Source organism: Shinella sp. 838, assembly GCF_029623935.1.
Classification (GTDB): domain Bacteria; phylum Pseudomonadota; class Alphaproteobacteria; order Rhizobiales; family Rhizobiaceae; genus Shinella.
The window spans coordinates 498102-511789 of the sequence record NZ_JARSBQ010000001.1; the positions used below are offsets into that span (position 1 = coordinate 498102).

General features: G+C 64.0%; 12 protein-coding genes. 1 reads left to right on the plus strand and 11 read right to left on the minus strand.

The window, feature by feature from the left end:
* Nucleotides 1-17: 17 nt before the first annotated feature.
* From P9A16_RS02320 to P9A16_RS02355, 8 genes are all read right to left on the minus strand, one after another.
* Entirely contained in the window at nt 18-701 is a 684-nt protein-coding gene (locus P9A16_RS02320) for a Crp/Fnr family transcriptional regulator (RefSeq protein WP_023512057.1), read from the minus strand.
* 149 nt (nt 702-850) lie between these two features.
* On the minus strand, nt 851-4162 hold the full coding sequence (locus P9A16_RS02325; protein WP_023515439.1) for an efflux RND transporter permease subunit: 3312 nt from the start codon (nt 4160-4162) through the stop codon (nt 851-853).
* 199 nt (nt 4163-4361) lie between these two features.
* A complete protein-coding gene (locus P9A16_RS02330) occupies nt 4362-5567 on the minus strand; it encodes an efflux RND transporter periplasmic adaptor subunit (protein WP_023515440.1) in 1206 nt (401 codons plus the stop codon).
* Between the two features lie 324 nt (nt 5568-5891).
* Nucleotides 5892-6884: an ABC transporter substrate-binding protein gene (locus P9A16_RS02335; protein WP_024270838.1), complete on the minus strand. Its 993-nt coding sequence runs from the start codon at nt 6882-6884 to the stop codon at nt 5892-5894.
* Between the two features lie 23 nt (nt 6885-6907).
* Nucleotides 6908-7777, minus strand: coding sequence for an ABC transporter permease (locus tag P9A16_RS02340; protein WP_023514110.1), 870 nt, complete (start codon nt 7775-7777; stop codon nt 6908-6910).
* Complete coding sequence (locus P9A16_RS02345) at nt 7774-8658, minus strand: ABC transporter permease (RefSeq protein WP_023514109.1); 885 nt, start codon at nt 8656-8658, stop codon at nt 7774-7776. The genes P9A16_RS02340 and P9A16_RS02345 overlap by 4 nt, the downstream gene beginning before the upstream one ends.
* 3 nt (nt 8659-8661) lie before the next feature.
* Complete coding sequence (locus tag P9A16_RS02350) at nt 8662-8997, minus strand: transporter (RefSeq protein ID WP_023514108.1); 336 nt, start codon at nt 8995-8997, stop codon at nt 8662-8664.
* Nucleotides 8997-9800, minus strand: coding sequence for an ABC transporter ATP-binding protein (locus P9A16_RS02355; RefSeq protein ID WP_037407945.1), 804 nt, complete (start codon nt 9798-9800; stop codon nt 8997-8999). Before P9A16_RS02355 ends, P9A16_RS02350 begins: the two co-directional genes overlap by 1 nt.
* A gap of 119 nt (nt 9801-9919) precedes the next feature.
* On the opposite strand from P9A16_RS02355, the gene P9A16_RS02360 reads away from it, so the two are divergent.
* Complete coding sequence (locus P9A16_RS02360; RefSeq protein WP_023514106.1) at nt 9920-10333, plus strand: cupin domain-containing protein; 414 nt, start codon at nt 9920-9922, stop codon at nt 10331-10333.
* 92 nt (nt 10334-10425) lie between these two features.
* Here the strand turns inward: P9A16_RS02360 and P9A16_RS02365 are convergent, their stop codons facing one another.
* The 3 genes from P9A16_RS02365 to P9A16_RS02375 all read right to left on the minus strand — a co-directional run bounded on the left by P9A16_RS02365 (nt 10426) and on the right by P9A16_RS02375 (nt 13577).
* Nucleotides 10426-10800 (minus strand): hypothetical protein, encoded by a 375-nt coding sequence (locus P9A16_RS02365; protein ID WP_023514105.1) that lies wholly within the window; start codon nt 10798-10800, stop codon nt 10426-10428.
* Nucleotides 10797-12251 (minus strand): dihydropyrimidinase, encoded by a 1455-nt coding sequence (gene hydA / locus P9A16_RS02370; protein WP_024270839.1) that lies wholly within the window; start codon nt 12249-12251, stop codon nt 10797-10799. The genes P9A16_RS02365 and hydA overlap by 4 nt, the downstream gene beginning before the upstream one ends.
* Before the next feature lie 75 nt (nt 12252-12326).
* Nucleotides 12327-13577, minus strand: a complete 1251-nt coding sequence (locus tag P9A16_RS02375) for a Zn-dependent hydrolase (protein WP_023515507.1) — start codon at nt 13575-13577, stop codon at nt 12327-12329.
* Between the last annotated feature and the right edge of the window lie 111 nt (nt 13578-13688).

Genomic DNA, 13688 nt, shown 5'->3' on the forward strand with positions numbered 1-13688 from the left:
GCCCCGGCAAACGTCTCTCAGATCCGTCGAAGGGCTTCGGGGTCGCTTACATGGACGAGCCGGCCGCGCACATTGACGCCGTGGCTGCGCAGCATCGAGAAGGCGCGCGACAGTGCCTCGGGTGCAAGGCCGAGCCTGCCGGCGAGCAGGCTCTTCTGGTAGGGCAGGCGGAAACTTGTCGCCTTGTCGTCTGCCGGGCACTGGGCGAGCAGGTAGCGCGCCACGCGCTGCGGTGCGGTGTGCAGCCGGTCGTCGGCAAGGCTGGCAAAGGCCCGTGACAGTTGGCCGGACAAGGCGTTGGCGAGCGCCATCGCCAGATCCGGCCGCCGCCCTGCAATGTCGCGCACGCGCTTCAGGTCGAAACGCGCGATGAGGGAAGGCTCGGCGGCCTGGGCAGTAGCACCGTAGCGGCTGCCGTCGAGCACGACGCTTGCGCCGATGAGGTCGCCGGGACCGTAGAGTTCGACATCCGCTTCCCGGCCGTCCGGGTCGAGCTTGTAGACGCGCACATAGCCGGAGAGAACGGAATGCAGCATGTCCGCCGGCTCACCCTCGCGAAACAGCATCTGGCGTGCCGGCAGGTTGCCGATCGCCGCTATCTCCATCATCGCCGCCACGCTCTCCACGCCAAGGGCGGACAAGAGGCCGGAATTCAGCAGGGTTTCCCGTTCCCGGGCACCGGGTTTCATCAGCCTGTTCATCGATCTCACTCCATGCTCCCGCAGGCATCATCGGTCTTCGATGGGAGAACGATAGTCGAGGAAGAGGAAGTCTTATTTGATTTCGATCAATGAATACGAAAACGGCCGGTTCGACAGACGTCGAACCGGCTGTTTGTTTGGCTTTGCCGTTATTCCGCGGCGAGTGGCGAGTGATGCACCACGCTGAAGGGCTTCCGCCCGCCATTTTTCTTCTCGAGCGTCTCGATACGCTTTTCGAGGTCGGCGACGTCGCGGCTGGTCTGGTCCGCCAGGCGGGTCAGCGCCTCCGGCTCCATGGCCAGCAGTTCATCGTCCTTCTTGCCGACAAAGCGGCCAAAAATCCAGCCGAGCAGGCGGGACAGATCGTCCATGATGAGGAAGAAGGACGGAACGACGACGAGCGAGAGCACGGTCGACACGATGATGCCGCCGATGACGGCGATCGCCATGGGCGAACGGAAGGAGCCGCCTTCGCCGACACCAAGCGCCGAGGGCAGCATGCCGGCCGACATGGCGATCGAGGTCATGACGATGGGGCGGGCGCGCTTGCGACCGGCCTCGATCATGGCTTCCACCCGCTCCATGCCGTGATGCATCATCTCGATGGCGAAATCGACGAGCAGGATGGCGTTCTTCGTCACGATGCCCATCAGCATGAGGATGCCGATGAGGACGGGCATGGAAAGCGCGTTCTGCGTCAAGATGAGGCCAGCGGCCACGCCGCCGATGGCGAGCGGCAGCGACAGGAGGATCGTGAAGGGCTGGATGACGTCCTTGAAGAGCAGGATCAGCACCATCAGCACGAGCAGCAGGCCGAGCAGCATCGCATTGGCGAAGGACTGCTGCATTTCCCCCTGGATCTCGGCGTCGCCGCTCTCGGCGAATTGCACGGTGGGCGGCATGTCGATGCTGTTCGCGATCTCCTTGAAGCGGGCGGTGGCCGTGTCCAGCGCAACGCCGGGCTTGAGGTCGGATCCGATGGAGACGACGCGGTTGCGGTTGTGCCGCTTCACCGAGCTCGGACCTTCCGAATATTCGATGTCGGCGACGCTCGACAGCGGTACCATCTGGCCGCTCGCCGTCTGGATCTTCAGGTCGCGGATGGCCGAAAGGTCGGCGCGGAAATCGCGGTCGACCTGCACGCGGATGGGGATCAGGCGATCGTCAAGCGAGACCTTGCTGAGCTGGGAATCGATGTCGCCGATGGTGGCGACGCGGACGATTTCCGAGATCTGCGCCGTCGTGATGCCGAGGCGGGCCATCTGGTCGTCGCGGGGACGGATCTGCAGTTCCGGCCGCGGCAGCGAGCCTTCGGAGCTGATATTGGCCAGGACCGGATCGGCGCGCAGTTTCGATTCCAGCACGGCGACGGTGTTGTTGAGGTCCGCCTCGTTGTTGGAGAGAAGGTTGAAGGCAAGGTCGCGTTCGCCGCGATCGTTGAGCTTGATGATGCGCACGTCCGGAATGTCGCGCAGGCCCGCGAAGATCTCCCGCTCGATATCCCATTGCGGACGCAGGCGGCCCTTCGCCTCCACCTTCGGCAGATAAGGTCCGATGACCGGAATCCCGCCGAGCACGTCGTTCACCAGCTTGTGGGTGAGCGAGTGCTCGAGCTTGTCGAGGATGACGGTCACCGAGGCGCGGCGCAGCTCGAGATCGCCCTTCGGCGAGGAACCGCCGAGCACGAAGACGCTTTCCACACCATCGATGTCCTTGACCTTCTCATAGATCTGCGTCGTCGTACGGTCGGTATCGTCGAGCATCGCATCCGGCGGCAGTTCGACAGAGAGAACGACGCGGGAAGCGTCTTCCGGCGGCAGGAAGCTGCCGGGAACGGTGAAGAGCAGCATGACCGAGGCGATAAGGAAGGCGACGGCGGCAAGGAGCGTCGCATAGCGGGCATACCACTTGCGCGTCGTCGTGCTGACGACCCAAGTGTAGAAGCGCATGAAGACGCCTTCCTTCTCCTCGCCATGGCCGTCGGCATCGCCGGAGCGCATGAGATAGGCCGCCATGACGGGCGTTATGAGGCGCGCCACCGCAAGGGAGAAGAACACGGCCACCGCGACCGTCAGACCGAACTGGATGAAGTACTGGCCCGGAATGCCCGGCATGAAGGAGACCGGCACGAAGACTGCGATGATGGTGAAGGTCGTCGCGATGACGGCAAGGCCGATTTCGTCGGCGGCCTCGATCGCAGCCCGGTAGGGTGTCTTGCCCATGCGGATATGCCGGGCGATGTTCTCGATCTCCACGATCGCGTCGTCAACGAGGATGCCGGTCGCCAGCGTCAGCGCCAGGAAGGAGACGAGGTTCAGCGAGAAGCCGAGCATGTCCATGACGAAGAAGGTGGGGATCGCCGAAAGCGGTAGCGCCACGGCGGAGATCAGCGTCGCCCGCCAGTTGCGCAGGAAGAGCAGCACGACGGCGACGGCAAGCAGTGCGCCTTCCAGAAGCGTGTGCAGCGCCGCTTCATAATTGCCATAGGTGAAGTAGACGGCATCATCGACGAGGTCGATCGAGACGTCGGGATATTGCTTGCGCACCGTGTCGAGCGAGGTGGCGACGGATTCGGCGACCGTCACTTCGCTGGCGCCTTTCGAGCGGAACACGGCGAAGGTGACGACGGGATTGCCGTTGAAGCGTGAGAAGGAGCGCGGCTCCTCATAGGTGTCGGTGACCGTGCCGAGTTCGGAAAGCCGCACGAAACGGCCGTTCGGCAGCGCGATCATCGTGCCGTTGAGCTTTTCGACGGAGCGGGCGTCGCCGAGCGTACGGATCGCCTGCTCGGCGCCGGCGACCTGGCCGCGGCCCGAGCCGACATCGGCGTTCATGCTGCGGATCTGCCGGTTGACGTCGGCGGCCGAGATGCCGAAGGAATCGAGCTTGCCTGGATTGAGGTCGATGCGCACCTCGCGGTCGGCGCCGCCGAAGCGATCGATCTTGCCGATGCCCGGCCGGCCCTGCAGGGCACGCTTGACCTTGTCGTCGACGAACCAGGACAGCTCCTCGAGCGTCATATTGGGCGAGGAGACGGCAAAGCTCTGGATCGCCTGGCCTTCCACGTCGATCTTCGTGACGACGGGCTCTTCCACGGAGGCCGGCAGGTCGCTGCGGATACGGTCGATCGCATCCTTGACGTCCTGAAGCGCCTGGTTGGTCGGCTTTTCGATCTCGAAGAGCACGGATGTGACGGAGCTGCCGTCGGTGACGGTCGACATGATGTCGTCGACGCCTTCGATGCCGGCGACCGCGTCCTCGATCTCCTTGGTGACCTGAACCTCCAGCTCGGCGGGGGCCGCGCCGCTCTGCTCGACGGTGATGGCGATCAGGGGAACGTCGATATTGGGAAAACGGGTGATCGGCAGGGCATAGAAGGATTGGATGCCGACATACATCAGCAGGAAAAACCCGAGCAGCGGCGCAATCGGATTGCGAATGGACCAAGCTGAAAAATTCATGTCCCCAAAGTCCTTGGTAAGAGACCAGACGTTTGCGTATGATTCCGTGCAGGTCCGGGCGCAGAACAATGGTGCGCCGTTGCCGGACCTCGTCCAGGCATCCGGCCCCATCCCGGATCACCCGCCATGCGACCGGGCGCCCCAGCCCGGCATTCTCCGCCCTGGGCGGTAGCTGCCCCGCTGCGGCGGGGCCATTGCTTCACTTGGTGGCCGATGCCTGCTCGGCGTGGACCGGGTTGACCCGGTCGCCGTCACGAACATAGGCGCCGGCCTTGGCGACGACCTCGTCGCCGGCCGTAAGGCCGCTGACGATCTCGATCCCCTGGCCGTCCTGGATGCCAGTTTCGACCGGCACCAGCTTGACCACACCGTTCTCGACCTTGCGGGCGACCGTCTTGCCGCCTGCTGTGGTGATGGCGGAGAGCGGCAGCACGATGCCCTGCTTTTCCTCCACGATGATTTCCGCGCTTGCGAACATGCCGGCACGGGCCTTGCCCGGCTCGTCGAAGCGGATGAAGACGCGGCCGAGGCGGCTTGCCGGGTCGAGTGTCGGTTCGACGAGGCGGATCGTGCCGGTAAGCGTCGCGGCGCCGCCCGCGAGCGTGACGGTCGCTTTCTGGCCCGGCGCGAGCTTGAGGACGCCGTCCTCTGAAACGTCGGCCTTCAGCTCGATCTCGCCGTCGCGGATGACGGTGAAGAGCGGTGCGGCAGCGCCGCTGGCGATGGCGCCGATCTTGGCCGTTCGTGCCGAGACGATACCGGCGACCGGTGATTTCACCGCGGTGCGGGCAAGCCTCAGGTCGATGTCGTCGATCTGCGACTGGGCGACCTTGATGTCCGCCTCGGAAACGGCGATCGCCTGCTTTGCGGAATTGACGCGGGCGAGCGCTGCATCCGCAGCGGCAACGGCCTGGTCGGCGGCTGCCTGTGACTGCGAGCCGGACTTGACGAGCCGCTGGGCCCGGTCGCGAACGCGCACGGCTTCGTCGGCATTGGCCTTGGCTTCGACGAGCTGGGCGTGGATCTGCGCGAGGGCGGCGTTGGCCTTGGCGAGCGACGCCTGGGTCTGGCTCTTCTCCAGCACCAGCGCATCGTCGTTCAGGGTGGCGAGCGTCCCGTCGGCCTCGACCCGATCGCCGACATCGGCGGCAAGGGTGCGGATGGAGAGGCCATCGACGAGTGGCGTGACATAGACATCCTCGACCGCCTGGACCGAGCCGGTGGCGAGCACGCGGTCGGTGAGGGGGCGCGTTTCGGCGGCGGTGACGACGATTGCCGGAAGGTTTTGCGCCTGCTGTTTGCCGGCTTCACCCTCGGCCGGATCGGCGGCGAAGGCGAAAAGCGGCGTTGCCGTCAAGAATGTCGCGACGGAAAAAGAGAGTACTTTCCTGCGTCCAGAAGCCATAGGCCGAACTTTCCCAAAAGCATGACTTTATGATCTCGGTCCGGACGTTGTTCTTGAGGTTCTTGCCGGACCCTATTCCCTAAAAATATGGCGGACACAGAGCGGCTCCCCAGCTCCTCCACACTCCGCTGTGCGGTCTATGTAATCGGCGCACCTTGTCCTTACAAGGGGTAACGAAATGGTGCCTCATTATTTTATGCGTTTGGCATTTCAATGGCAATCGCGGCGCGCTGTCGCAGGTGCTCCATATGTTTTTCTTGGTGCCAAAAACGAAACGTGCGGGGCTTGCGGCCCCGCACGTCGCGCATCCGGCAGAAAAATCGTTTACTTCAGCGCTTCGTCGGTCACTTCGTGCGTCCAGGCGCCTTCCGGTTCCTTGGAGATGACCGGGTCGGAGCCGCCGGCAAGCAGCGAAGCGACGGTGCGCTTGTAGTCCGCCTCGTCGAGCGCACCGTTGGAGCCGGCCGTCAGCTTGGCCACTTCGCCCATCATGCGCTTCTGGTGTGCCTCGGTCTGTGCGCCGGTCGAGTCGTTTTCAAGCACGATCTCGGCGGCTTCGTCCGGATGCTCCTCGGCATATTTCCAGCCCTTCATGGAGGCGCGCACGAACTTGACCATCTTTTCCTTGAAGGCCGGGTCCTTGAGCTTGTCCTCCAGAACGTAGAGGCCGTCTTCCAGCGTTGCCACGCCCTGATCCTCATACTTGAAGGTGATGAGGTCCTCCGGCTTGATGCCGGCATCGAGCACTTGGCCATACTCGTTGTAGGTCATGGTGGAAATGCAGGCAGCCTGCTTCTGGATCAGCGGATCGACGTTGAAGCCCTGCTTCAGCACGGTAACGCCATCCGGCCCGCCGTCGGTCGGAATCTTCAGGTGGCTCATCCAGGACAGGAACGGATATTCGTTGCCGAAGAACCAGACGCCGAGCGTCTTGCCCTTGAAGTTCTCCGGGCCGGTGACGCCGGATTCCTTCAGACAGGTGAGCATCATGCCCGAGGACTTGAAGGGCTGGGCGATGTTGACGAGCGCCACGCCCTTTTCGCGCGTGGCGAGAGCAGACGGCATCCAGTCGACGATGACATCCGCGCCGCCGCCGGCGATCACCTGGGCAGGCGCGATATCCGGGCCGCCCGGCTTGATCTCGACATCAAGGCCTTCCTCTTCGTAGAACCCCTTGTCTTTCGCGACGTAGTAGCCGCCGAACTGGGCCTGGGTCACCCATTTCAGCTGCAGAGTCACCTTGTCGGCGGCCTCGGACTGGAACGCGGCAAGCGAGAAGGCGCTTGCCAGCAGGAGCGATGCGATCTTCGTTTTCATGTCAGTTCCCTCTTTTCTTTATTTTACGCCTGTCCACCGCGGACAGACGGATGCCAGAACGTGACGGTCCGCTCGATAAGCGCGACGATCCCGTAGAAGACGGAGCCAGCCACCGCGGCGACCGCGATTTCGGCCCAGACCATGTCGACATTCATGCGGCCCACTTCCGTGGAGATCCGGAAGCCCATGCCGACGATGGGCGTTCCGAAGAATTCGGCGACGATCGCGCCGATCAGCGCGAGCGTCGAATTGATCTTGAGCGCATTGAAGATGAAAGGCCAGGCGGCGGGAAGGCGCAGCTTGACGAGGGTCTGGAACCAGTCGGCGGCATAGGTGCGCATCAGATCCCGCTCCATGTGGCTCGTCGCGGCAAGGCCCGAGACGGTGTTTACCAGCATGGGGAAGAAGGTCATGATGACTACGACGGCGACCTTCGACTGCCAGTCGAAGCCGAACCACATGACCATGATGGGCGCGACGCCGATGACGGGCAGCGCCGAGACGAAGTTGCCGAGCGGCAGGAGCCCTTTCTGAAGGAAGGGCGAGCGGTCGATGAGGATCGCCACGAGGAAGCCGAGGCCACAGCCGAGTGCATAGCCGACAAGCACGGATTTGAGAAACGTCTGGCGGAAATCCGCCCACAGGGTCGGAACGGAACTGATGAGCCGCGCCCAGATCATGCTCGGCGGCGGCAACAGGACGGAGGGGACGTTGAAGCCCCTGACGATGCCTTCCCACAGGACGAGGATGGTGATGCCGAAGACCAGCGGCACGGCGAGGCGCGCCGCCCGGTCCGTGGCCGGGCTCGTGAACTTCTGGCGCACGAGCCATTCGTTGAAGGCCCAGGCGGCAAGCCAGAAGACGATGGCGGCGATGAGGACGCTATAGTTCATGCCCGCACCCCCATGCGCTTGAGGACAAGGCCATGGGCAAAGCCCACGACGATGACGAGCAGCGCCGCCACCGCCGCGGCCATGAACAGCGCGGCCCAGATCTGTACCGTCTGGCCGTAATAAGAGCCGGCAAGCAGGCGCGCGCCGAGGCCGGCGACGGCGCCGGTCGGCAGTTCACCGACGATGGCGCCGACGAGCGAGATGGCGATCGCCACCTTCAGCGAGGTGAAGAGATAGGGCATCGAGGCGGGCCAGCGCAGCTTCCAGAAGGTTTGTGCGGAAGAGGCATTGTAGGTGTGCATCAGGTCGAGCTGGATCTGCTCGGGACTGCGCAGGCCCTTCACCATGCCGACGACGATGGGGAAGAAGGAAAGGTAGGTCGAGATCAGCGCCTTCGGCATCAGGCCGGAAATGCCGACTGCGTTCAGGACAACGATGATCATCGGCGCGATGGCGAGAATGGGGATCGTCTGGCTGGCGATGACCCAGGGCATCAGCGAACGGTCCATCGCCCGGTTGTGCACGATGGCGATGGCAAGCAGGATGCCGAGCACGGCCCCCATGGCAAAGCCGAGCAGTGTCGCCGAAAGCGTTATCCAGGAATGATAGACGAGGCTTCGCTTGGAGGTGACGGCCTTGTTGACGGTCGTGTCCCAGAGTTCGGCGAAGACCTGGTGCGGTGCCGGCAGCACGGGCCGCTCCTGCATCATGGTCTTGGGCAACAGCTCCATGAAACCGATGGTGGTTCCCGCCCGCGCCGCCGTATCCCGCTCGAAGGGGGCGTTCAACACGACGACGAAGACATACCAGAGCACAACGAGTGCCAGCACGACGGTGCTTATCGGCAGCAGGCGGTCGCGCAGGAAACCGGGTTCCGCCATGGCTCAGCTCCTTGCCGGGGAGGGCAGCAGCATCAGCCCCATGGCCAGAATACCGAGGCCGACGCCGGCGAGCTGCGTGCTGCTGAGCCGTTCGCCGAAGAACAGGAAGGCAATGACATTGATCAGCAGCAACTGGGTAATGGCGGAGAGCGAAATGGCAATGCCAAGCCCGCCTTCGCGCATCAGTTTCAGCATCATCAGGTTGCCGACGATGTAGAGCGCCAGGGAGAACAGCAGGTAGAGGATGTTCGTGGTGCCGATATAGGCGCGCGAAGCGGTCGCTGCGGTGATGAAGACGGCGGTCGCGCCGAACAGCCAGAGCACGAAGGAGAGCTTCATCAGGCGTGCTCCTCGTAGCTGTGGCCGGCGCGCAGCCCCTCGCGCACCCGGTGGGCGATTTCGAGGAATTCCGGCGTTTCGCGGATGCCGAGCGGACGCTCCTTCGGTAGGGGCGATTCGATCACGTCGGTGACGCGGCCGGGGCGGGGGCTCATCACGACGATCTTCGTCGAGAGGTAGACGGCCTCGGGGATCGAGTGGGTGACGAAGCAGATCGTCTTTTCGGTGGCGGCCCACAGTTTCAGGAGCTGCTCGTTGAGATGATCGCGCACGATCTCGTCGAGCGCACCGAACGGTTCGTCCATCAGGAGAAGGTCGGCATCGAAGGCGAGCGCGCGGGCGATCGAGGCACGCTGCTGCATGCCGCCGGAGAGCTGCCAGGGATACTTCTTGCCGAAGCCCGACAGGTTGACGAGATCGAGCGTGCGCTCGATGCGGGCCTTCTGGTCGGCCCTGGAGTAGCCCATGATCTCCAGCGGCAGGGCGATGTTCTTCTCGATCGTGCGCCAGGGATAGAGCGCGGCGGCCTGGAAGACATAGCCATAGGCGCGGCGCCTGCGGGCTTCTTCCGGCGTCATGCCGTTGACGGTGATCTTGCCTGACGTCGGCTTTTCGAGATCTGCGATGACGCGCAGGAAGGTCGTCTTGCCGCAGCCGGAAGGGCCGATGAAGGAGACGAAATCGCCTTTCTCGACGGCAAGGTTTACCCCGGTCAGCGCCGTCACGGGGCCATCGGCGGTCTGGAAGGTCAGGCCGAGGTCCTTTGCTGAGACGACGGTGCTGGAAGGCGTGGCATGGGACATGACGGTCATCTTTCGGCGCGGGTTGCGGCAGACTGCATGTCCATTCTCAGCATTGCAATCGGCATTGTCTGCGGTATCACTTTGAGCACGGAATTCTCACGCTGGAGCCGGGGGAGACGATGGCGGTGGACGCGAAGGCCGAATGCCGGGTGGTGCGCCCGGGCGGCACGTATGACGGAAAACAGGGGTTCAGCTATTTCGAAGGGATTGCCCGGGAGACGGTCGGCGCCTCCGGCATCTGCATGCATCTCCTGACGATTCCGCCGGGCGGACGGGCGAAGGCGCACATGCATGCGAGCCACGAAACGGCGATCTACATGCTCTCCGGCGAGGCCCACACCTGGTACGGCGAGCGACTGGAGAACCATGTCGTCGTCAGGGCGGGCGAGATGTTCTACATCCCCGCCGGCGTGCCGCATCTGCCGGCAAACCTTTCCGACCAGCCGGCTTCGGCGGTCATCGCTCGGACAGATCCCCACGAGCAGGAGAGCGTGGTGCTCCTGCCGCATCTCGAGGCGCTGGTTGCGATTTAGAGAGCGGGAGATCAGGCCACGGGGCCGGTCTCCCCCCTTGAGGGGGAGATGTCCGGCAGGACAGAGGGGGGTATATCGCCGCGGCCCAATCCTCACGTCTTGCACCGCATCAGCGGCCCCCAGCGCGTGCCGTCCGGAAAGCTCACGGTGTAGCCGCCGCTCTCGGGTGTCAGCGTCAGTTCGTGCGGCGTGGTCTCCTCGTATCCCTCCTCGTGGCACTCGGCGGCGATCTTCGTCGCGCCATCCACCTGTTTCCCGTCGCCCTTGAATTCGCAAAAGGAGGCCGCGGTGGTGACGCCTTCCTTGTTCAGCAGGAAGAAGAAATCGGCACCGGAGGATTCACCCGTCTCGGCATAGTGGCAGCCTTCCTTGTTGCCATAGCTGCCATCGACAAGATCGGCTGCCGCCCCCGCCGAACCGGCGAGTGCGATGCCGAGAAGAAGGGTGAGGCGGCCGCTGCGGATCATACGCCGCTCGCCGGAATGCCGCTGCGCTCGACCTTGCGTGGCGCGGTGATCTCCTTCCAGGTCGACAGCGCCTTGTTGACGGCGGCAAAGGGCTCGCGCTTAACGAACTGGCCGTGGCCCTCGCGCGTCTTGACGGTCGATTCCTCGATGGCGACCACGCCGCGCGTCAGGGTGAAGCGTGGCAGGCCGACGACGTCCTTGCCTTCGAAGACGTTGTAGTCGATCGAGGACTGCTGGTTCTTCGACGAGATGGTCTTCGACCGCTTCGGATCCCAGACGACGATATCCGCATCCGCACCGACGAGGATGGCGCCCTTGCGCGGATAGACGTTGAGGATCTTCGCGATGTTGGTGGAGGTGACGGCGACGAACTCGTTCATGGTGAGCCGGCCGGTGTTGACGCCGTTGGTCCAGAGCATGGGCATGCGGTCCTCAAGGCCCCCGGTGCCGTTCGGGATCTTGCGGAAATCACCGGCGCCGGTGCGCTTCTGGTCCGTCGTGAAGGCGCAATGGTCGGTCGCCACCACCTGCAAGGAGCCGCTCGCAAGGCCGGCCCAGAGCGAATCCTGGTGCTGCTTGTTGCGGAAGGGCGGGCTCATGACGCGGCGTGCGGCGTGGTCCCAGTCCTTGTTGAAATATTCCGTTTCGTCGAGCGTCAGGTGCTGGATCAGCGGCTCGCCGTAGACGCGCATGCCGTTCTGCCGGGCCCGGCGGATGGCTTCATGTGCCTGTTCGCAGGAGGTGTGCACCACATAGAGCGGCGCACCCGCCATATCGGCGATGATGATGGCGCGGTTTGTCGCCTCGCCCTCGACGGACGGCGGGCGCGAATAGGCGTGGCCTTCCGGCCCGTTGTTGCCCTCGTCCATCAGTTTCGCCTGCATCGCCGCGACGACATCGCCGTTCTCCGCGTGTACGAGCGGCAGGGCGCCGAGCGCGGCGCAGCGCTGGAACGAGGCGAACATCTCGTCGTCGTTCACCATAAGCGCGCCCTTGTAGGCCATGAAGTGCTTGAAGGTGTTGATGCCCTTTTCCTCGACCACGGCCTTCATCTCGTCAAAGACCTGTTCGCTCCACCAGGTCACCGACATATGGAAGGAATAGTCGCAATTGGCGCGGGTCGACTTGTTGTCCCAGCGCTTCAGCGCATCGAGCAGCGACTGGCCGGGATCAGGCAGGCAGAAATCGACCACCATGGTCGTACCGCCGGCAAGCCCGGCGCGCGTGCCGCTCTCGAAATCATCGGCCGAATAGGTGCCCATGAAGGGCATTTCGAGATGCACATGCGGATCGATGCCGCCCGGCATGACATAACAGCCCGCCGCATCCAGCACCTCGTCGCCGGAAAGATCAGGACCGATCTCAATGATCTTCCCACCCTCGATCTTGATGTCCGCCTTGTAGGTGAGGTCGGCGGTGACAATGGTTCCGCCCTTGATGACTGTGCTCATGTTGGTCCGCTCCCTGTCTCGATTTTTGGTGGCGCACAAAGCGCGAGACCGCCCGACAGACCGGGCGGCAAAAGATCACTCGGCGATGCCGGCAGTCTCGATCACCGCATGGAGCAGCACGTCGGCGCCTGCGGCGGCCCATTCCTTGGAAATGTCCTCCGCCTCGTTGTGCGAGAGGCCGCCGACGCAGGGACACATGATCATCGTGGCCGGCGCGACTTTTGCCGCCCAGCAGGCGTCATGGCCGGCGCCGGAGATGATGTTCATGTGGCTGTAGCCGAGGTCTTCGGCGGCCTTGCGCACGGTGGCGACGAGGGTCGGATCGAAGGTGACGGGGTCGAAATGGCCGACCGCCTCGACGGAACAGCCGACGCCCAGCGCCGCGCAGATTTTCGGCGCCTCTGCCTCGATGCGGGCGCGCATGCCGTCGAGTTTCTTCTGGTCCGGCGAGCGGATGTCGACGGTGAAGACGACCTTGCCGGGCAGCACGTTGCGCGAATTGGGCGAGAAGAACACCTGGCCGACGCCGCCGACGGCGCCCGGCTGGTTCTCCATGGCGACGGTCTGCACCATTTCGAGGATGCGGGCCATGGCGAGGCCGGCATTGACGCGCATCGTCATCGGCGTCGAGCCGGTATGCGCCTCGCGGCCGGTCAGCGTGAATTCCAGCCACCACAGGCCCTGACAGTGGGTGACGACGCCGATGTCCTTGCCTTCCGCTTCCAGGATCGGGCCTTGCTCGATGTGATATTCGAAATAGGCGTGCATCTTGCGCGCGCCGACCGTTTCGTCGCCGATCCAGCCGATGCGCTGCAACTCCTCGCCGAAAACCTTGCCCTCGGGGTCCTTGCGACCATAGGCATAATCCTGCGTATGCACGCCGGCAAAAACGCCTGACGCCAGCATGGCTGGTGCAAAGCGGGCGCCTTCCTCGTTCGTCCAGTTGGTGACGACGATCGGGTGTTTCGTGCGGATGCCGAGGTCGTTCAGCGAGCGCACGACCTCAAGGCCCGCCAGCACGCCGAGCACGCCGTCATATTTGCCGCCCGTCGGCTGGGTGTCGAGATGCGAGCCGACATAGACGGGCAGGGCGTCGGGATCGGTGCCCGGGCGCGTCATGAACATGTTGCCCATCGTATCGACACCCATGGTGAGGCCCGCGCCGTCGCACCAGGCCTGGAACAGGCGTCGGCCTTCGGCGTCGGCGTCGGTCAGTGTCTGGCGATTGTTGCCACCGGCAATGCCGGGGCCGATCTTCGCCATGTCCATGAGGGAATCCCACAGGCGGTCCGCGTTGACACGCATGTTCTCGCCGGGTGCGGCCATGTCTATGCTCCCATGTCGTCGGACTTTTGCAGCCCCATTCTCGTTCCCACCGGCTGGCGGCGCCGTTGTTGTTTTGCGCCTTCCGATCAGCAGTTGCCTTTGTGTGATAAC